The organism is Oceaniferula marina, assembly GCF_013391475.1.
Classification (GTDB): domain Bacteria; phylum Verrucomicrobiota; class Verrucomicrobiia; order Verrucomicrobiales; family Akkermansiaceae; genus Oceaniferula; species Oceaniferula marina.
The window spans coordinates 713,990-732,888 of record NZ_JACBAZ010000002.1; the positions used below are offsets into that span (position 1 = coordinate 713,990).

Annotated in this window: 14 protein-coding genes; 5 read left to right on the top strand and 9 right to left on the bottom strand. The window is 53.2% G+C overall.

Annotated features, from left to right (window positions below; genetic code table 11):
* Positions 1-8 precede the first annotated feature (8 nt).
* Entirely contained in the window at positions 9-1,595 is a 1,587-nt protein-coding gene (locus HW115_RS07325) for a hypothetical protein (RefSeq protein ID WP_178931933.1), read from the bottom strand.
* 20 nt (positions 1,596-1,615) lie between these two features.
* The gene (gene kdsA / locus HW115_RS07330) at positions 1,616-2,431 is read right to left on the bottom strand and encodes a 3-deoxy-8-phosphooctulonate synthase (RefSeq protein ID WP_178931934.1); all 816 of its coding nucleotides are present in this window, start codon (positions 2,429-2,431) and stop codon (positions 1,616-1,618) included.
* Between the two features lie 411 nt (positions 2,432-2,842).
* On the opposite strand from kdsA, the gene HW115_RS07335 reads away from it, so the two are divergent.
* The gene (locus tag HW115_RS07335) at positions 2,843-3,415 is read left to right on the top strand and encodes a LamG-like jellyroll fold domain-containing protein (protein ID WP_178931935.1); all 573 of its coding nucleotides are present in this window, start codon (positions 2,843-2,845) and stop codon (positions 3,413-3,415) included.
* Between the two features lie 217 nt (positions 3,416-3,632).
* Positions 3,633-4,412 carry a LamG-like jellyroll fold domain-containing protein gene (locus HW115_RS07340; protein ID WP_178932146.1) on the top strand — a complete coding sequence of 260 codons (780 nt, stop codon included), beginning with the start codon at positions 3,633-3,635 and terminating at the stop codon, positions 4,410-4,412.
* Between the two features lie 156 nt (positions 4,413-4,568).
* Here the strand turns inward: HW115_RS07340 and HW115_RS07345 are convergent, their stop codons facing one another.
* Positions 4,569-5,216 (bottom strand): hypothetical protein, encoded by a 648-nt coding sequence (locus tag HW115_RS07345; RefSeq protein ID WP_178931936.1) that lies wholly within the window; start codon positions 5,214-5,216, stop codon positions 4,569-4,571.
* 553 nt (positions 5,217-5,769) lie between these two features.
* Here HW115_RS07345 and HW115_RS07350 point away from each other — a divergent pair.
* Positions 5,770-7,224 carry a tryptophanase gene (locus tag HW115_RS07350; RefSeq protein WP_178931937.1) on the top strand — a complete coding sequence of 485 codons (1,455 nt, stop codon included), beginning with the start codon at positions 5,770-5,772 and terminating at the stop codon, positions 7,222-7,224.
* Between the two features lie 404 nt (positions 7,225-7,628).
* On the opposite strand, the gene HW115_RS07355 is transcribed toward HW115_RS07350, so the two are convergent.
* The 3 genes from HW115_RS07355 to HW115_RS07365 all read right to left on the bottom strand — a co-directional run bounded on the left by HW115_RS07355 (position 7,629) and on the right by HW115_RS07365 (position 10,897).
* The gene (locus HW115_RS07355; protein ID WP_178931938.1) at positions 7,629-8,576 is read right to left on the bottom strand and encodes an ROK family protein; all 948 of its coding nucleotides are present in this window, start codon (positions 8,574-8,576) and stop codon (positions 7,629-7,631) included.
* A 63-nt stretch (positions 8,577-8,639) separates the two neighbouring features.
* Positions 8,640-9,407, bottom strand: a complete 768-nt coding sequence (locus HW115_RS07360) for a type III pantothenate kinase (protein ID WP_178931939.1) — start codon at positions 9,405-9,407, stop codon at positions 8,640-8,642.
* A 167-nt stretch (positions 9,408-9,574) separates the two neighbouring features.
* A complete protein-coding gene (locus tag HW115_RS07365; protein WP_178931940.1) occupies positions 9,575-10,897 on the bottom strand; it encodes an ammonium transporter in 1,323 nt (440 codons plus the stop codon).
* Positions 10,898-11,125: 228 nt separating this feature from the next.
* Here HW115_RS07365 and HW115_RS07370 point away from each other — a divergent pair, with 228 nt between their 5' ends.
* A complete protein-coding gene (locus tag HW115_RS07370; protein WP_178931941.1) occupies positions 11,126-12,412 on the top strand; it encodes an ammonium transporter in 1,287 nt (428 codons plus the stop codon).
* 56 nt (positions 12,413-12,468) lie between these two features.
* On the opposite strand, the gene HW115_RS07375 is transcribed toward HW115_RS07370, so the two are convergent.
* Complete coding sequence (locus tag HW115_RS07375) at positions 12,469-14,061, bottom strand: arylsulfatase (protein WP_178931942.1); 1,593 nt, start codon at positions 14,059-14,061, stop codon at positions 12,469-12,471.
* A 165-nt stretch (positions 14,062-14,226) separates the two neighbouring features.
* Here HW115_RS07375 and HW115_RS07380 point away from each other — a divergent pair, with 165 nt between their 5' ends.
* Positions 14,227-14,988, top strand: a complete 762-nt coding sequence (locus HW115_RS07380) for a TorF family putative porin (RefSeq protein ID WP_178931943.1) — start codon at positions 14,227-14,229, stop codon at positions 14,986-14,988.
* Positions 14,989-15,017: 29 nt separating this feature from the next.
* Here the strand turns inward: HW115_RS07380 and HW115_RS07385 are convergent, their stop codons facing one another.
* Together HW115_RS07385 and HW115_RS07390 are read right to left on the bottom strand one after the other, a co-directional pair.
* Complete coding sequence (locus HW115_RS07385; protein WP_178931944.1) at positions 15,018-16,532, bottom strand: sulfatase-like hydrolase/transferase; 1,515 nt, start codon at positions 16,530-16,532, stop codon at positions 15,018-15,020.
* Positions 16,533-16,695: 163 nt separating this feature from the next.
* Positions 16,696-18,774, bottom strand: coding sequence for a sodium-translocating pyrophosphatase (locus HW115_RS07390; protein ID WP_178931945.1), 2,079 nt, complete (start codon positions 18,772-18,774; stop codon positions 16,696-16,698).
* Between the last annotated feature and the right edge of the window lie 125 nt (positions 18,775-18,899).

Sequence of the window (18,899 nt, forward strand, 5' to 3'; positions counted from 1 at the left end):
ATGAGGCCTTAGGGTTGGGCCGTTTTTTTAGGGGCTGCCTTTTTATCTTTGTCTGATGAAAGCTTGGCTTGGCTGGTGTCGATGACCGTGGTGGCTCTCCCTTCAAGCAGGAATTTACCATTTTTCTCGATTTTGATGTACTTGTTGTCTTCCTCGGATTGGACATATTGGTGTTTTCCGATCTGGATGCGTGGTTTCTTTCCGCGCAGGATCATCTCACCGGTTTTGGCATCGTAGCTGGCTGTCTCGCTGGTGGCAATGTAGGTCTGTCCTTTTTCGTCTTTTCGAATAATGCGGACGCTGCCGGTAGCGACGATTTTTTTCAGATCGCCAAAGGAGGCTGCAAGTGAGTTTTCGTCACCTTTTTTTGCCTCTTCCTTGGTTTTGTCGGTCTTGGTTTGCTTGTTGGGAGACTTCGGCTGCTTTGTTTCCGGGGTGTTTGTTGGGGGGGCGGTTTTCGGTGTTTCGTTCCTAGGTGTTTCGATCTTCGATTTTTTGTTGGACTTGCCTGGTTTTGCCGTTTTGGCCTCCACTTGTTTTTTTTCGAGGAACACTTTCAGTTCGTCGCTGCAGGTGAGTTCAAAACGAGGCTCTTTGAGGCGAATATTTTTGAGGTAGGCGAGAACGCCGGTGTCGGTGTCAAAATAGAGACCTCCATCACATTTGACTTCGAGAAGTTGGGGGGGGGCTTCTTTTTTTGTGCTGTTTTTGTTACCTGTGTTTGGCGTGGTGTCTTTTACGTTCACCTGCGGGGTGGAAGTTGCTTTGGTTGGAGCGGCAGTACTGACCAGCAGTGCTCCCTGACCGATGCTTTCTAGAAACGGGGCCATGGTGTCGTCCGCCGTCTGCATGAGTTTCCGTTCTTCTTCGAGTGAGCGCGCGGCTTCTTGCTGCTTGTGCTCGATCACTGAGCTTGTTGGTTTTGCAAGTTGATCCAGCTCTCCTAGTTGTGCTTCTGTTAGTGGGGTGGGAGGTGTGGCAACCGAAACTTGTGTTAGGTTGGTGATTGCGGCGGTAATCGCGAGCGAGGATGTCAGTAGGCGGGGATGTGGTTTCAGCTGCATGGCGGAAGATGTGTCGACGGGTTTGCTGAGGAATTCGGTGCTTGCGGGTCCTAACAGGAATCCGCGTTTTTGGTTCCAGTGAAAAATCAGGCCGGTTCCATTTGCCCGGTAATGTTGTTTTTCTAAATCACCTCTGAGGGTAATGGTTTCACTGGCGTGAAGGGTGGAGTTTTGTTGGTTGTAGATCGCCTGGGCCATTTCGGTATGGGCCCGGACGGTGCCATCTTTGTCGTAGAGTTCGATGGTGACGTGGTGGCCTTCGATACGGTGTTGGTCGAGCACGGTGAGGCGGTCGGCCTTAAGCAAGGATTCAGGGTTGTAGTCTTTGTCGTAACGAGGGAGGCGGACCCGCTGGAGGATACTTCCTTCGGGAAGAATATCCAGGGTGGGAAAGGCGGTGCGTGCCGGGCTTTGGGCCTCTTCCTTTTCTTCCGCCGTGAAAGCGGGCTGGCCATGCAACAGCGAGATCCCCGCAAGAATCCAGGCTATCCTGTGGGATGGGAGTTTGAATGTGTTCAGAGGTAAAGGCACGGCGCTCGGTGCGTCGGGGGTTAGATCTTGCCGTGGGCAGCCTGGTGAATCGCCAAAAGACGAGTCACCGTGGATTCGATCTCGTTGAGCGGAATTTGGTTTGGGCCGTCGGAGAAAGCTTTGTCCGGGTTGACATGGGTTTCCATAAACAGTCCGTCAACACCGGTGGCAACTGCGGCTCGGGCGAGTACGGGGGCAAGTTCTCCATCGCCTCCTGTGGTGCCACCGAGGCCGCCAGGTCGTTGAACGGCGTGGGTGGCGTCAAAAATCACTTTCATACCCATGTCTCGCATCCAATGAAGTGAGCGCATATCGGCGACCAGATTATTATAGCCGAATGAGGACCCGCGTTCGGTGATGTAATAGTGCTCACAGCCGAAATGTTCGAGTTTGGTGGCGATGTTACTGACATCCCAGGGAGCGAGGAATTGTCCTTTTTTGACGTTCAGCGGCCGGCCTGTTTTAGCACAGGCTTCGAGCAGATCGGTTTGGCGGCAGAGAAATGCCGGGATTTGGAGAAAATCGATTGTTTCGGATGCAATTTCTGCTTCCTCCGCGGTGTGGACGTCGGTAGTGACGGGAATTTCGAGCTCTTTGCCAATTTCTCCAAGGATGCGGCATCCTTCCTTGACCCCGGGGCCTCGGAAAGAATCTACGGATGTCCGGTTGGCCTTGTCGTAGGAGGCCTTGAAGATGAACTGGATGCCAGTGGTTTCGGCGATTTCCTTGAGGGAACGTGCCATTTGCCAGGCAAAATCTTCAAGTTCGAGGGCGCAGGGACCAAGAATAAAGAAGGGAGAAGATGGATCGATGTGTAGCTTGCCGATTTGACTCATGAGATAGCGATGATTGCTACCCAAACTAGGCATGCTCCCGGAATATGGCACGTAAAAATTACGGATAATTGGAAATTTTATCCTGAGGATGGCTTGTCCATGCGGGCTGCGATAGGAAACGCCCCCCCATCAGGGGATGGGGGTAGCCAGCCTCCCTGATTTGAGTCATCTCCTTTTGATTGGTATTTAAACTGCATCAAATTCGCTAACGCGGTGAAGAGTTAGGCTCTGATAGGGGGAGGGGCTCGGGCTTGATTGACATGGGCTTAAATCGAAGAATTGATTCCTTGTTTGATTTATATTTGTTCGTATGAACATTCTCTGTGTCGTCAAGCGGACAGTTCCTAAGTAGACATTTGTTCCTTTGTCAGCTCATGGCAGCTCCTCCGAATACCTCGCTTCAAAGGCAAGTTGCCAGCAGCCCATCTTTCCTACAACGGAACCAATCATGGCAGCTATTCAGGAGACTTCTCGGCATTGGCTACTAATAACTTTGCGGTTGAGTTCTGGGTAAGAACAAGCAACCTGACTCAAAGTGCGATTAGTGTTTTTCAAACAGGGAATAATAATAATGGTAGCCTTAAAATAGGCATTGCTGGTGGAGTTTGGACTGCGAGTTATCACAACGTAGGTTGGATTGGAGCTACTGATGGAGTCGGTCAAGCCGTCACTTCCGGGACGTGGACCCATTTGGCGGTCATTCGTGATAATGGCACATCCACTTTTTACATTGATGGCGTGGCTCAATCTGGAACTTCAAATGGAACTCCAGTTCACAATGACTCGGCTCACCTCGCAGTAAATCCCGGCGGATTCGCAGGCAACTGGTTTGAGGGCGACTTGGATGAAATCAATACCTTTACGTTCGTCTCAGGTGTCGATGACCCTGTCGCAGCTCTCAGTATCAATGCAGTCCCAGAACCCGCATCGACAGCCTTTTTAGGACTCAGCGGTCTCGTCTTCCTTCTGAGGCGCCGCAAATAAATCTCGCTCGGGATACACAGGGTGGGGGTAATCCATTCCATTAGGACCATGTTCTGCCCCATGTTCTGCCTAGAGTGTCCCTATTGATGAGGCAACGGTAGCTATTCTCGGCAGGCAGTCATTTTTTCGGTGTTCGCTTTAATGAGGCAACACGCCGACTGAGCGCCTTTGATTTCTGTCTTTACTGATTCCTAAAAAAAGCTATACGGGTAGAACTATGACTCGATTATGCCTCCTATTAATCTCCACATTTCTCGCGTCAGCAAGCTATGTCTCAGCAGGCTTGGTCGCTCACTATGACTTCACTGACGGTGACCTTACCGACAATGAAGTGGGTGCGAATTACACCCTGACCCATGTGCAAAATGGCACAGGAGCAGTCAGCATCAATGCCGATGGTTCGGCAGCATTTCCAGGCAACGACAGCTCAAGCGGCAACCACGCCTTCTTGGAGACCGCGGCTTATGGAACGACGGGGGTTGCCAACTTCACGGTCTCATTTTGGTGGAAAACAAACAACCTTGCCCAGGGAAATTACCAAGGGCTCTTTTCCAGCGACGATGCCAACGCAAGCTTCTCTTGGCAACTTGATAACAGTGGCAGCAATATGCGGTTTGTCTCCAACGGAAGCCCCACCCTGACCTACGCCGAAAGCAACCTCAGCACTGACACCTGGTATCACACGGTCATCCGCAAAGAAACCGGAGCGGGAGATAACTATACTCAAGTTTATATCACCAGCGAAGGGGGCGTGACGCCTGTCTTGGTAATGAACCAAAACTCCAACCCCGGAGGGCTGAATGAATTCAGACTTGGCGTCAATCGGAACTCCGACTCATTGTTTGCCATGGATATGGCTAACGTCAAAATCTACAATGACGCCTCCGTGGACCTTTCCTCCTTACTGGCAGAAGGTCCCGGTTTGGTTCCCGAGCCCTCATCCACCGCATTGCTCGGTCTTGGTGGATTGGCACTGATCCTACGCCGCAGAAAATAATTCAAACATATCTGTTTGCCCTAGCGATTACCACCACTCTCCCGATAAAGAGAGTGGTTTTTTTTTGTCTGGTTATCTAGCAGTTCCTGAGAACACCGAAGGGCCGAAGCCATTTTCGAGTTCGTACGGAGGGGAGGCGTTGTTGAAGTTTTGATTTTATTGGTTTCTCCTTGAACGGTGGCAGCATGCAAAGCCGATGCTCATGGCAAGCAGGGTTGAGCTGCTTGGTTCAGGGACTGTGGTGACATAGGTTTCAAAAATCAGATTCGAAGGTAATACGAAAGGGGTCCATGGTGGTGTTCCTGCGGGTTCGCGGCCGTATTCGCTTTCTCCATTTGTAAGCGCGCCAGGCTGAGTGCTGGCTCCGATGGCTACCGTGTTATTTGTCGGGTCGTTAACTCTAAAGGCTAAGACGTCACCAGCTGTGACCGAAATGTTGTATGGAGTTAAGTCAACTGCAACAAGGGGGATTCCATGTACTGTGGCTCTCGATGTTATATTCAGAGCTGGGATCGACAAGTTTGCAAGAATGTTAGGGCCTGTGTCCGCTTCCGTTGGTACACCGCCAACAGTAGTTCTGACATCAAACTCCAAATCCACAGTAGGAGTAACGCCTTGTGTGCTCAGATAGAGGTGGATTGATGAGAGTGTCCCAGTGTTACTTACCGTAAAGGTTTGGGCTCGTTCGCCGAAAAACCCAATTTCAAGTTGAGGGTAGTGAGAAGTGTCGAGGACAACTGCTGCCTGGCTAGTTGCAGGAATCAGCAGAGCGGTTGTAATAAGGGAGAGAATCGATTTTTTCATGGGAGACGGGTATCTATTCAGATGCCTGATCTCGAGTCAAATAGGATGTGTGTATGTATTCTCTATGCCCGATGAAAGCATCCCCGAATTCCTCATCTAAAAAGCCAATTCCTAGAAACTCAAGTGACATTCATGCCGGGCCCTATTTCCCCTCCGCGTTGAAACTGTCGAATGATCGGTGCGACAAAAAAATACATCTGGAATCCCGGTGTATGGAAATCACAGCCCGGATAACCCGTTTCGATTCGGATTTGGAATGGGTATGACCAGTGTAACCAGTGACCCTTTTCAGGGCTGTGAAATGCGCAACAATGAGCAAGATAGGCTATTCTCAAATTCGAAGTGAAGCACTAGGGTGCTAATAGGTAGCTCTTTATGAAAGCAACCTTTACCTCCGTAACCCAAAATAAGTTTCTTACATTGCCCCAGCTTCCGCTGCGGCCTGGAAAAACTGAAACTATTTGGCCGAGCATTGCGCCAGTTCGTCCGGAAACGGGGTGTCGTGTGCTTTAGCCAATCCAGACAAACCAAACATTATAGTACCAATACCATCATGAGTAACTCATCAGTCCAGTTCGCCAGCGGAGAATTTGTCCCCCTTGAAATGCATAAAGTGCGGGTAGTCCAAAAACTCAACCTGCTTCCTGTGGAGGAGCGGGTCAAATCGATCGAAGGCGCAGGTTGCAACACCTTCCTGCTACAAAACAAGGATGTGTTTCTCGATATGCTCACGGACAGTGGAACGAATGCCATGAGTGACCAGCAGGTTGCGGCCATGTCGGTGGCAGACGACGCCTATGCGGGTTCGGCATCCTACGAAAAACTCTACAACACGATTGTCGATATCCTCGGAACCGAGTATTTCCTGCCAGTACACCAGGGAAGGGCCGCCGAACACATTATCAGTCAGGCGTTTGTAACGAAGGATGGCGTGGTCCCGATGAACTTCCACTTCACGACCACCAAGGCTCACATTGAATACGCTGGCGGATCCATTGACGAGCTGTTTACCGATGAGGCTCTTAAGATCAAGAGCAACCATCCCTTCAAGGGCAACATGGACATCGACAAGCTGAAGGCGAAGATAGCAACCGTCGGTAAAGAAAATGTGCCCTACGTGCGTATGGAGGCGGGAACCAACCTGATTGGCGGTCAGCCGTTCTCAATTGCTAACATGCGGGAGGTGCGCGAGGTCTGTGATACCAACGACCTGCTTATCGTCCTCGATATCAGTCTGATTGCGGAAAATATCTATTTTATCAAAACTCGTGAAGAGGAATTCAAGGATGCCGACATCAAGACCATCATTCGTGCGATGTGCGACTTGGCGGATGTCATTTATTTCTCTGGCCGCAAGGTGAGCTGCACCCGTGGTGGTGGTATTGCAACCAAGAGCAAGGAGCACTATCTCCGCATGCGTGACATGGTGCCATTGTTCGAGGGATTCCTCACATACGGTGGCATGTCAGTGCGTGAGATTGAGGCCATGGCAGTAGGTCTTCAGGAAATATTGGATATGAACATGATTAGCCAGTCGCCCCAGTTTATCAAATATCTGGTCGACGACCTAGATGCGGCCGGTATTCCGGTGGTTACTCCGGCCGGTGGGTTGGGGGCGCACCTCGATGCGAAGCAGTTCCTGCCACACGTGCCGCAGTTGGAATATTCGGCTGGTGCCCTAGCCGTTGCGCTCTACATCATCTCTGGAATCCGCGGGATGGAACGTGGAACCATTTCGATGGACCGTGACGCCGATGGCAATGACGTGGCCTCCGAAGTGGAACTCCTGCGACTTGCCATGCCTCGCCGGGTGTTCACTCTCTCCCAGGTCAAGTATGTGGCAGACCGAGTCAAGTGGCTCTACAAGAACCGTGATCTGGTTGGAGGGCTCGAGTTCTACGACGAGCCCAAAGTGCTGCGTTTCTTCGTAGGACGTCTTAAGCCGAACAGCGACTGGACCGAGAAGTTGGTCGCCAAGTTCCGTGAGGATTTTCCTGAGGGACTCTAAACCGATCTTCGGTAATCAAACCATTCTCCCAGTTAAATTGGCAGAATGGTTTGATTTTAAGATGATGAGTCAGTCAGCTAATTTAACAGATCAAATGGTATCAGACAAAATAATTTCAGTCCACTTTCACTCGTTGGGAGTGGACTGTTTGTTAAGTGGGGCCCGTTAGGAGTCCGCATGGGATGAGTCCGTATGGGGATAGACACCCTTTAGGCGTTGAAACGCCCCCTTCTACCATGCATGCATCAGCGCAAACGGTTTAATCCCATTACGGTATTGAACGCTGTCAGTCGATTGAACTCCAGCCCCTGCATCGGCAAGGAAAGTCTCGGTCGACAATCAGGTGATGCCTGCTGGTGAGGGATGGTCATCAACTCAGTTTGTCGACCGATTGGAAATCGGTCCTACTTTTCTGCCTGTGCGTTTTCCAGCCCGAGCGTGGCCGCGCCAATGATGCCGGCGTCGTTGCTGAAGTGGGCGGGGAAGATTTTCAGGTGGCTGTAGAAAGCCGTGGAGAGCTGGGTGCGGATGAAGGTTTCGAGTGGATCGAAGATCAAGGCTCCGGCCTTGGCGACGCCGCCACCGATAATGATGGCTTCGGGGTTGAGCAGCCAGCAGGCGTTGACAATGGCGCAAGCCAGTTTTTCCGCGATATTGCGCCAGACATCGATGGCGACGGTGTCGCCCGCCTCGGCAGCGAGTTGCAACTGGTAGGGGCCGCACTCTTCTTTGGTTTTGGTGATTCCTTGGTCGGCGTAGGCCACGATGGCATCCGCAGTGATTTCGTTATGGCCGATGTAGTCTTCGAGTGCTCCCAGGTTTCCGTAAGCTCCTTTACGACCCCGGTAGTGAATGGACGTTTGGCCGAGTTCTCCTGCGGTTGAGTGGCTGCCGTGCAGCAGCATGTTGTTGGAAATGATACCGCTGCCGACGCCGGTTCCGAGGGTGAGGCAGAGCAGGTGTTCCATGCCTTGCCCGGCTCCGTGTTTCCACTCGGCGTAGGCCATGCAATTGGCATCATTTTCGATGGTGCATGGAAGACCGGTGAGTGACTGGAGTTGGTCGCGCAGTGGGACATGGACCCATCCGGGGACGTTGGTGAGTTGGTAGACCAACCCCTTTTCCAAGTTGACAAAACCGGGAACTCCAACGCCGATACCGACGATGCCCGGGTAGTCTTTCTGTAGCTCTTTGACGCTTTCACTGATCGCTTTGATCAGTTGTGATGGCGTTTCATATTCCGGAGTGAGGATGGGTTTGCAGAAAGTTAGGATTTCGCTGCCGCGGACAACACCAATTTTGATAGAGGTGCCGCCAAAGTCGATGCCGAGGGAAAGTGGTGTGTTGGACATGATTCAATAAAAGGGAAAACGTGGCTCAAGGTAAAACCAAAAATGGAATAGGCAAAGGGATTGTCAATTATTGAGGTCCGCCAGGATGCTCAGCCCCTCGAGAGTCAGCTGGGGGGCGAGGTGTTGAATGTCAGGGAGTCCGCGGGTGATAAGGGGGGCATCGCCGCCAGTGGCGATGATGATGGGCTCTCCGGGGATTTCTTTGCGAAGTTCCGTGATGATTTCGCGGACCAAGCCCCGATAACCATAGACGGCTCCGGCAAGCATGGCTTCCTCGGTGGATTTTCCCACGGCCCGCTCAGGTTCTTCGAGTTCGATTTGTGGAAGCAGGGCAGTGCGTCGGGCCAGGCCTTCGGTCATTGCGGCCAGGCCGGGGGCAATAACGCCGCCACAATACATCGCGGGCGCTGGTTTGGGTGACTGGTGATTGGGGGCGCCTGTTGCAGTGATGACATCGAAGGTGACGGCGGTGCCGAAATCGAGTACGATGGACGGGCTGCCGTAGAGCACGTGGGCGGCGGCGGCGTTGACCAAGCGGTCGGCTCCGATTTGCTCGGGGTAGGGGTAGTCGATGCCAATCGGGAGTTGGCTTTTGTAGCTGACGAGGTGGCAGGGTTTGGCCTTGAGGTATTCCTCGAGGGTCGAGGCTTTGGCGGGAACAACCGAACTAATGATGGATCGGTCCCACTGAGTGTTGGCGAGTGTATGGGCCAAGGACTCGGCGGAAATGTCAGCTGTTGGGATGATGGCACGCCAGTCGAGCAGTTGCTTGTCGTCGGAGAGAGCGAACTTGGTCCGGGTATTGGAGTTGTCGACGAGCAGGGTGCGCATAAGGGGAGTTTCGAGTTTTAGCTTTGGGCTGTCAAGGATGACGATGGGAACAATAAAAAACCGGGTGAGCTCTGAGGCTCACCCGGTTGAGGGGGTTGGTGGGGGGGGAGGGGGTGTTGAGGTTTTTTAGGGGGGGGTTTTGAGTTATGAAAAAACCGTTTGGCTGATTACTCGTTGTATGCCGGGGCTCCATGCTCGGCAACGTCGAGTCCCTCGTGTTCTTCTTTTTCGTCGACACGCACACCCATGATGAGTTTCAGCAGGAAGAAGAGGGCGAAGGAGAAGATAAAGGCAAAGGCGCAAACGGTGATGATACCAATCAACTGAGAGCTGAAGGATGCACCTCCGAAGAAGGCAACAGCAAGGGTTCCCCAGATACCGCAGACACCGTGCACCGAGATGGCACCGACAGGGTCGTCGATCTTGATTTTGTCGAAGAACAGGATGGAGAAGACCACGATCACGCCGGCCACACCACCTGCCACGATGGACATGGTTGGGGAGATGGCGTCGGCTCCGGCGGTGATCCCGACCAGACCGGCGAGGAATCCGTTGAGGGTCATGGAAAGGTCAGGCTTTTTCAGCACGATCCATGAAGTGGCCATACAGGCAAGGGCTCCGGCGCAGGCGGCGAGGGTGGTGGTCACAAAGACGGTGGAGACACCCTGGGCGTCAGCGGAGAGGACCGATCCACCGTTGAATCCGAACCAGCCGAGGAAGAGCAGGAAAGCTCCGATGGTGGCCAGGGGAAGGTTGGATGGCAGGATGGGCTTCAGGCCGTCTTTGGTGTATTTGCCACGGCGGGGTCCGAGCACGATCACACAGGCGAGGGCTGCGAAGCCGCCGAAGGCGTGAACCACGGTGGATCCAGCAAAGTCGTAGAACCCTTTGTCGGCAAGGAAACCAGTTCCCCAGTGCCAGGAACCGGCGATTGGGTAGGCAAAGGCAACCAGCAGGGTGGCGAAGATCAGGAAGGAGGTCAGTTTAACGCGCTCGGCAACCGCACCGGAAACGATGGTGGCGGCGGTGGCTGCAAACATGGCCTGGAAGATAAAGTCGGACCAGTAGGTGTAGCCTGCGTTGTATTCGGAGGTGAAATTGGCGGCGGTGCCAGGTTCAGCAGCAGCCATGCCACCGATGCTCAGGAAGCCGTTCCATGCGCTGGGGTCCACTCCACGATCACCGGGATAGTGGGTATTAAAGCCAACGAAGTAGTAGGTCAGCACGCCCATGGCGATGATGAAGCAGTTCTTGAACAGGATGTTGACGGTGTTTTTGCGTTGGCAGAGGCCGGATTCAAGACTGGCGAAGCCGAGGTGCATGAGGAAGACAAGAGCTGCGGAGATCAGGATCCAGAGGTTGTTCAATGCGAACTTCACATATTCTGCGCTCGCCTCGAACTTAGCATATTCGCTGGGTTCGTCTGCTGCAAGTAGCGTGCCCGCTCCGAGCAGGAGAAGGGAGGCCGGTAGGATGGATTTGATGGTCATGGGCTGTGTTGTTTTGGTTGTTGGGACCCTCGCGGGTCTGATTTAGACTCTTGCGGATCTAGCACTCCGCGTGCCAATTCCGATGTCCCCGGGGTAATAATTTTTTTTCGAAGGTTGGCATGGCCATTGCTTAAAAATCACGCGCGCGTCATTTCATATTGTTTTTTTGATTCCAGAATCGGGCAAAAAAAATTGGGACGGCGAGCAATCAGACAAACCCAAGTGATTATGAGAACATTGAACACATTCCTACTTTCCGCGGCTGTGATGCTGGCGGGTTCCGTTTCCGTGATGGCCGCAGAGGCCGAAGCGAGTATTGATTCCGGTGATACCGCTTGGATGCTGACTTCCACCTTGCTGGTGTTGATGATGTGCCTTCCCGGTTTGGCTTTGTTTTACGGCGGGTTGGTCCGTGCGAAAAACGTGTTGAGTATCTTTGTGCAGTGTTTTGCCATGGCCGGTGTGATGTCTCTGCTCTGGGTGGCCTTTGGTTACGCCGTGGCCGCAGGTGAGGGGGGCAATGCCTTTTTCGGTTGGGATTCCAAGATGTTGTTCCTCAACCATCTCACGGATGAGTCCGTTTCAGGAAGTATCCCTGAGAGTGTCTGGATTACCTTCCAGATGACCTTCATCATTATCAGTCCCGCAATCATTGTCGGGGCCTTTGCCGAGCGAATGAAGTTTGCGGCAGTTTTGATTTTTACGATTCTCTGGACGGTGCTTTCCTATCTGCCGATGTGGCACATGGCCTGGGGGGGTGGCTTGTTCCATCACTGGGGCGCGATCGACTTTGCCGGAGGTAACGTGGTGCACATCAATGCCGGTATCGCCGGTTTGGTTGCCTGTTTGTTTGTGGGGAAACGCAAAGGGTTCCCCGGGCCGGCATTGGTGCCTCACAATGTGCCTTATGTCCTGATTGGTGCCGCCTTGCTGTGGGTCGGTTGGTTTGGATTCAATGCCGGGTCGGCGGGTGCAGCCAGCGCAAGCGCCGGAATGGCAATGTTGACCACTCAGATTGCGACGGCAGCTGCGGTGGTTGTCTGGATGGCGCTTGAATGGATTATTTCCAAAAAGCCGACCGCTGTGGGTGCCGCCACAGGTGCCGTTGCTGGTTTGGTTGCGATCACTCCGGCTGCCGGATCCGCGGGCGTCATGGGAGCCATGGCGATGGGTGCGATTTCAAGTTTGGTGTGTTATTTTGCCGTCACCACGCTGAAGCACAAACTCAACTACGACGACAGCCTGGACGTTTTTGGCGTGCACGGCATGGGGGGGATTGTTGGGGCTTTGCTGACGGGGGTGTTCATCCGGGGCGAAGACGGTGGCAGTGTGCTGCAGTTTTGGATTCAGGCGAAGAGCGTGATGGTTACGATCGTCTGGAGTGGCCTTGCTGCAGCCTTTGCGCTGACGGTCGCCAAGGTGCTTTGTGGAGGACTTCGTGTGGCTGAAGAGGTCGAAGACGGGGGGCTTGACCGGACGGATCACGGTGAGGAAGCCTACAACTGGGAGTCCTGATAGGAGTGAGTGAAACTTATGTTAAGGCCGCTTCGGGTGAATTTCCCCGGGCGGCCTTATTTTTTTTGTTTCCCCTTGTTTTCCGGAACCCCCGATTTTTTTAGACGCGGGGGAGTTTTCCCCGATACCGGAGCATTGGTTTTGCCTTTGAGTTGGCCTTTCTTTTTAGCGATCTGGTGCCAGAGTTGAGCCATGGTCTTGACTTTTTCCGGCATGCTGCTGGCGAGATTGTGCATTTCCGTGCCGTCGTTGGTGATGTGGTAGAGCTCCCATTGGGAGGCTCGGTGGGTGACGAGTTTGTAGTCGCCTTGGATAATGGCGCGGTTGGAGCTGTATCGAAAAAAGAGTTCCTTGTGTCCGGCCCGTTGTTTTCCTTTGAAAATCGGATCCAATGACTTTCCTTCCAGAGCTTGCAGCTCGATGTCGGGCCAGTTGGTAGGATACTGGGTGTCGGCGAGGTCGATGCAGGTGGCCATGAAGTCGATGAGGTGACCTGGTTGGTGGGTGACGCTTCCGGGTTTGGCTGTGATTCCTTTTGGCCAGTGGGCGATGAGGGGGGAGGAGATACCTCCGGCGTGTTGGTTTTGTTTGTGTAAGCGGAACGGGGTGTTGCCAACGTGGGACCAACCGGTGTCGTAACACCAGTAGGACTCCGGGTCCCATGGGTCTTTGTCTTTGCCTTTTGTCCGATCGAAGGGGCAGGCACCATTGTCGGAGCAGATGAGAATCAGAGTGTTGTCGAACAGTTGGTTTTGTTTGAGATAGTTGACCAGGCTCCCGGTGGTTTGATCGATGCGGTCGACCATGCCGGCGAAGGCCATCATGCGTCGGGTGTCCCATTGCTTGTCTTCGTCGCTGAGCTTTGACCAGGCGGGAACGAGCTCCGGGCGAGGTGCAAGTTTCCAGCCATCCGGGATGAGTTTCATGTCCCGTTGCTTTTGGAAACGCTTGGCTCGGATCTTATCCCAGCCCGTATCGTAGATGCCTCGGTATTTATCGTAATCTTCTTTTTTGACCTGAAGCGGGTAGTGTGGAGCGTTGTGGGCGATGTACAGGAAAAACGGTTTGTCGGGTGACTCTCGGCGGGTTTCATCGAGAAAACGGGTGGCAAAGGTGATGTTGGCATCGGTGGTGTAGAAGTCGGGGCCGAAATCGTCCCATTTTTGCCCATTCAAGCGGAAGGATTTGTCTCCTTTGAAGAAATTGGTCGCGCCGGAGAGGTGACCAAAATATTTTTCAAACCCGCGGTCAGTGGGCTCTTTGGTCAGGTGCCATTTGCCGACCATGGCGGTGCGGTACCCCGCTTTGCCAAGGACTTCGGCAATGGTTACACCCCGGCTTAGCTTGGAATCACCTGCCTGATCGCTGTAGAGACCGGTGAGCAGGGAGACTCGCGATGAGTGGCACTTGGCGGTGTTGTAGAATGAGCTGAACCTCAGCCCATTGGATGCGAGGCTGTCGATGTTCGGGGTTTGGATTTCGCTTCCGTAGCAGCCGAAGTCCGAGTAGCCGAGGTCGTCCACCATCATGATGATGATATTGGGGCGTGTGTCTTGGCGGGCCGTTTTAGCGTGTGTGAGTGACAGGCAAGACAAGGTGGTGAGAAAGATCAGAAGAGTGTGGTGTAAGGTCATGAGTGGTTGGGCCATGATTTTCTATCCATACGCGGATGTGATCATGAATTGTGCAGGCAAACTTCGGGATGAAAAATTGACGATCTGGCGTCGGGATTGTGCGTTCGAATAATAAAAGGCCAGAAGCATGATGTGGAAATGATACAATTGGCACGGTGTTTGCTGGAAGGTGATTTGATTATGAACAAATCAATCCAATCCATTATTCTTGGCAGCAGTCTGCTTGTAGCGGCCCCTGCCTTCGCCGGCGTCGCCACTGAAATGCCTCCCGCTCCTGCAGCCGAGTCTCCGTTTGAATTTGAAATCCACACTGGATACCACTCGATTTATGAGTTCCGTGGTGTTGATTTTGGTGACGACCTCTGGGAAGCGGGTATCGACGGTAGCTATGCCATCTCCGACACACTCTCTTTGAGTGGTGGTCTCTGGTATGCCGACAACGTCGACTTCGACGAGCTTGACCTTTACCTTGGCTTGACCAAGAGCTTTGAGCACTTCGACCTCAGCGTTGGTTACACCTACTACCTTTTCCCCGGTGACAGCGATGCCGACACCCAGGAGTTCTACGTCGGTGCTTCCACAGAAGTGGCATGGGGAATCGGCCTTGGACTGACCTATTTTTACGACTTTGATTTGATCGAAGGTGGTTACCTTGAGTTGGAAGCTACCAAGAGCTTCTCTCTGACTGATTGCCTTGGTCTCGACTTTGCTGTCGGTGCGGCTTGGAGCTTTGACTACAACGGTGACGTTGACGGTGGTGACCTCGACGGGTTCAACCACTGGTATGCCAGTGTCGCCCTTCCTTGGGAAATCCGTGAAGGTGTAACCCTCGCTCCTTACGCCAAGTTTGTGGGTGCAGGATCTGACCTCAACAATGAATACGACGCCGACGCCAGCGAAGACCTCTTCCTCGGTGGTGCCGTCCTTACCGTGACCTTCTAATGTGGACACGATGATTTTTAGCTGAATTATTATTCAGTTTGTCTGGAAATTGGGGATTCGCTTTGGCGGGTCCCCAATTTTTTTGTTGGTCGTTGAAACGACCAGATATCCGTCGAATCATCAGGCTCTGGCTGAACGCGGGAATAGTCTTTTGCGTAGAGCTTCGCGCTGTAGCCTGTCCAATAGGCGGCGGAAGCAAACATCGGTGGGCGTTCCAGGCTGACTTCCCATTGAAGCCGCTTTTTGAGCAGTTGTTTGACGATTTCGGGGTGCTTGTGAATGACGTTGTTGGTTTCTCCAATATCTTGGGCAAGGTTGTAGAGCTGCGGCATGCTGCTGTTGGGAATGAGCAGTTTCCAGTCGCCTGAGCGGATGGCTGAGCCGCGCAGGACGGTTCGCCAGTGAAGAGTTTGGTGGGGGACTTCTGTGATCTCACCTTTGAAGTGGGGGATTAAGTTGACGCTGTCGTAGATGCGGCGTTTTTTCTTTTTTGTTAGTGAGCTGGTCTCGGGAAGTGTGCCTTGAGCTGCGCTGACAAAGGTAGCCATGAAGTCCAGTGATATCACCGGTTGGGGGTACACCTTCGGTTGAAGCTGTGCGGGCCAGTGATAAATCGTGGGTACCCGGATACCTCCTTCGAGGAAGGTTCCTTTGCTGCCATTCAGCGGGGCATTGACCGCGTGACTCACTTCTACAGACCCTCCGTTGTCGGAGATAAAAACAATCAGAGTGTTTTCGAGCTGTTTGTTTTTTTGAAGATGGTCGATGATCTTTCCGATATTTTGATCCATGCAATGCTGCATGGCACAGTAGATGCGGCGGGTTTTTGGCTCGATGTGTTTGTATCGTGCGATGTCTTCCGGCTTCGCCTGCATTGGTGAGTGCGGGCTGTTGTAAGAGAGATACAAAAACCATGGTTGCTCTTGGTTTGTTGTTTTGGCTTTGCCCTGGCCCTGGATGAAATCGAGGGCCTCAAGCGTGAACCAATCCGTGAGGTAAGGGACGCGGATGCTTGATACTTTTTCCCTGTTATACAGGAGTTTGTTCTGATCGCTTGTTGGAAAGTATGAGTGTCCGCCACCGAGCATGCCAAAAAAGAAATCAAACCCGCGGGCGTTCGGGTGGTGTTCTGGTAGCGCTTCTCCCACATGCCATTTTCCCACGATGCCGGTGCGATACCCCAGCTTTTTTAAGCGGTCACTGATCAGTGGTTCATCCAGTGGGATTCCGGCAAATTCCGGACGCAGGTAATCAGGTTGGTGGAGGTTGTGTTCAAAACCAAATCGTGACCCATACCTTCCAGTTAGTAATCCAGCTCTGGACGGGGCACACACAGAGCCTGAGACGTATCCATCGGTACAGCGGACGCCATGCGCGGCCAGCCGATCCAAATGTGGTGTGGAAATCTGTTTGGACCCATAACAGGAGAGATCACCGTAGCCCATGTCATCGGCAACGATCAGCAGAATGTTGGGGCGGTCATCTGCCTGAACAATGGCGGTGCCACAGGAGATTAATGCGAGAAGGAGTATACGAAAAGTCATAATACCTCATACGGTTTGTCTGAATGTAAGCTGTCATCACTTACCCGATGTTTTGCTAGGTGTGTCCGGGAGGAGGTGAAGCTGGGGGCAGTAGCAGCATGCCTCATGCCGCCATTGATCGATGAGGTGGGCGTGGCTCGGGCTTGCCAAGGCGAGCTCATGTCTAAAGCAGCGGGGCGATGACGAGGCTGACAATCGACATCACATTGATCAGGATATTCATCGATGGCCCCGAGGTGTCTTTAAACGGATCTCCGACGGTGTCGCCAACCACGCAGCCTTTGTGGGTTTCCGAGTTTTTACCTCCGCAGTGACCATCTTCGACGTATTTTTTGGCGTTGTCCCAAGCTCCTCCGGCATTGGACATAAAGAGGGCGAGTAAAATACAAGTTAACAGGGCTCCACAGAGGGTTCCTGTCAGAGCAATGGCTCCGACACCCCAAAATTTGAACCCGAAACCGACCAGCACCGGGGTTCCGACGGCGAGCAAGGCCGGCAGGATCATACGTTGCATGGCTGCGCGGGTGGCAATTTCCACGCATTTTTCGGAGTCCGGTTCCGCTTCGCCATCCATCAGGCCGGGGATCTCGCGGAACTGCCTGCGGATTTCTCGAATCATGTCGTAGGCTGCATCTCCGACAGCATCCATGGTGATGGCTCCATTCACAAAGGGAACGACGCCTCCGATGAAGAGGCCGACAAAAAAGGTGCGTAACACGGAGTCATCGGAAAAATCGAAGTCGTGGCCGACGCCGGATTTCTGGATGAAGGCGGTGATCATGGCGAGAGCTGCGAGACCGGCCGCTCCAATGGCAAAACCTTTGCCGATGGCGGCGGTGGTGTTGCCCACGGCATCCAAACCGTCCGTGATTTTGCGGGTATTGGGGCCGAGTTTGGCCATTTCTGCGATCCCGCCCGCGTTATCGGCAACCGGCCCGTAAGCATCGATGGCCATGGTGATGCCCACGGTTCCAAGCATGCCGACTGCGGCCAGACCGACCCCATACAATCCAGCGAATTCAAAGGAGATAAAGATGATTCCAGCGAGGGTGATTACGGGTATGGCCACGGACTTCATACCTACGGAAAGGCCGGTGATCATCACCGTGGCGACACCGGTTTCTCCCGATCGGGCGATGTCCCGAACAGGTTTGCCTCCGGTGAAATACTCGGTGATCAATCCGATGATGATGCCTCCGACGGCTCCAGAGAGCACGGCCATCCCCATGCGAGGGCTTAAGCCCCATTGATGGACCAAGGCAAAGGTTGCCAGAATAAAGAGAATGGCCGAGCCAATGGTGCCAAAGCGCAGGGCGCTGGCAGGATTTTTGGAAGCGGTGGCTTTAACCAAAACAATGCCGAGAATCGAACAAAACAGACCAATGGTTGTTAGTGCCAGTGGCAGATACATCAGTTCGTTGGCCTTGACCGCGAGTTCCGCCTGGTTGCTTGCGCTGAGACCGATTTTTTCAAGGAGCTCCGTTTGTTCTGAAGCGCGGGCAGCAATGGCCCCGGCGATGGCGATGGTGGCAATCTGGGCACCACAGTAGGATTCAAAAATGTCGGAGCCCATACCGGCGACATCGCCGACGTTGTCGCCGACATTATCCGCGATGACCCCCGGGTTGCGTGGGTCATCTTCCGGGATGCCGGCTTCCACCTTGCCGACCAGGTCGGCCCCGACGTCGGCTGCTTTGGTAAAGATACCTCCACCCACCCGGTAGAAGAGGGCCACGAGCGAGGCTCCCATGGCAAAGCCTTCCATGATCTCAGCGACGTGTGGGCTCGACTGAAAAACATAAAACAGTCCTCCGAGACCAATCAGTCCCATCGAGGCAACGGTGAGGCCCATCACCGAGCCACCACCAAAGGCCACAGTCAGCGCCTTTGACTGCCCATGATGACGGGCGGCAATAGTGGTTCGGACGTTGGCCTTGGTGGCCGTAAACATGCCGACAAATCCGGCAAAGGAAGAGGCCAGGCAGCCGAGAAAGAAGGCGAGAGCTTGCTGTTTTCCATACGCTTCTTTCTGGAAGAAAAACAACAGACAGCCAATGACGATGGCAAACAGGGAGATTAAGGTAAACTCCCGGCGCATGAAAATCATGGCACCACGGTGGATTTGTTGGGCTATGTGCCGGATTTTCCCCTCGCCACTCGGTTGTTTGAGAATCTGGCGGAGGATGATCAGGGCGACAGCAAGTCCGATGAGTCCGGCAATGGGGGTGATGGATGGGTTCATGACGTGGGGGTGGTAGATTCTGAAGCCCGATAGCCGAAGATATCGGAATAAGAGATTCTAGCATTATAGAAGATCCCGTGGCTGAAACAAGAAAAATTCATATCGCTTAAATATGTCTGACCTTT